Annotated in this window: 1 rRNA gene; it reads right to left on the reverse strand. The window is 48.6% G+C overall.

The annotated features are described in order from the left end of the window. Window positions 1–64 precede the first annotated feature (64 nt). A 16S ribosomal RNA gene (locus AC6UD6_RS06925) occupies window positions 65–1,640 on the reverse strand. Between the last annotated feature and the right edge of the window lie 161 nt (window positions 1,641–1,801).

Below are 1,801 nucleotides of genomic sequence, written 5' to 3' on the forward strand. Positions count from 1 at the left end.
GAGAGTAAAACTCTCAAAACTAAACAAGACTTCAATAATGTAAGGTTTCCGAATTTTTCCTTAGAAAGGAGGTGATCCAGCCGCAGGTTCTCCTACGGCTACCTTGTTACGACTTCACCCTAATCATCTGTCCCACCTTAGGCGGCAGGCTCCAAAAGGTTACCTAACCGACTTTGGGTGTTACAAACTCTCATGGTGTGACGGGCGGTGTGTACAAGACCCGGGAACGTATTCACCGTGGCATGCTGATCCACGATTACTAGCGATTCCAACTTCATGCAGGCGAGTTGCAGCCTGCAATCCGAACTGAGAACGGCTTTAAGAGATTAGCTTGACCTCGCGGTTTCGCAACTCGTTGTACCGTCCATTGTAGCACGTGTGTAGCCCAGGTCATAAGGGGCATGATGATTTGACGTCATCCCCACCTTCCTCCGGTTTGTCACCGGCAGTCTCATTAGAGTGCCCAACTGAATGCTGGCAACTAATGACAAGGGTTGCGCTCGTTGCGGGACTTAACCCAACATCTCACGACACGAGCTGACGACAACCATGCACCACCTGTCATTCTGCCCCCGAAGGGGACACCTAATCTCTTAGGTTAACAGAAGATGTCAAGACCTGGTAAGGTTCTTCGCGTAGCATCGAATTAAACCACATGCTCCACCGCTTGTGCGGGTCCCCGTCAATTCCTTTGAGTTTCAACCTTGCGGTCGTACTCCCCAGGCGGAGTGCTTAATGCGTTAGCTGCGGCACTGAAGGGCGGAAACCCTCCAACACCTAGCACTCATCGTTTACGGCATGGACTACCAGGGTATCTAATCCTGTTTGCTACCCATGCTTTCGAGCCTCAGCGTCAGTTACAGACTAGACAGCCGCCTTCGCCACTGGTGTTCCTCCATATATCTACGCATTTCACCGCTACACATGGAGTTCCACTGTCCTCTTCTGCACTCAAGTTTCCCAGTTTCCGATGCACTTCTCCGGTTAAGCCGGAGGCTTTCACATCAGACTTAGAAGACCGCCTGCGCTCGCTTTACGCCCAATAAATCCGGACAACGCTTGCCACCTACGTATTACCGCGGCTGCTGGCACGTAGTTAGCCGTGACTTTCTGGTTAGATACCGTCGCGACGTGAGCAGTTACTCTCACGCCCGTTCTTCTCTAACAACAGAGTTTTACGAGCCGAAACCCTTCTTCACTCACGCGGCATTGCTCCATCAGACTTTCGTCCATTGTGGAAGATTCCCTACTGCTGCCTCCCGTAGGAGTCTGGGCCGTGTCTCAGTCCCAATGTGGCCGATTACCCTCTCAGGTCGGCTACGCATCATCGCCTTGGTGAGCCTTTATCTCACCAACTAGCTAATGCGCCGCGGATCCATCCAAAAGCGATAGCACAAAGGCCATCTTTCAAACGAAAACCATGTGGTTTTCGTTGTTATACGGTATTAGCATCTGTTTCCAGGTGTTATCCCCTTCTTCTGGGCAGGTTATCCACGTGTTACTCACCAGTTCGCCACTCGCTGCTAACTTAAATCTAGTTAATGCAAGCATCAACTATCAATAAGCGCAGCTCGTTCGACTTGCATGTATTAGGCATGCCGCCAGCGTTCGTCCTGAGCCAGGATCAAACTCTCATTTTAGAAATGAGAAATTTTACTAGCTCATTATTATTTGTTGTTATTCTTTTTCAAAAGAATTAAAAAGCGAATTGACTTCGCAAATGTTTAATTTTAAGTTCTACAACTTAAAATTACCTTACACTTGTAATCAAAATCTTGTTCAGTTTTCAAAGATCTACTCT

The organism is Fructilactobacillus sp. X8R2C1, assembly GCF_059900955.1.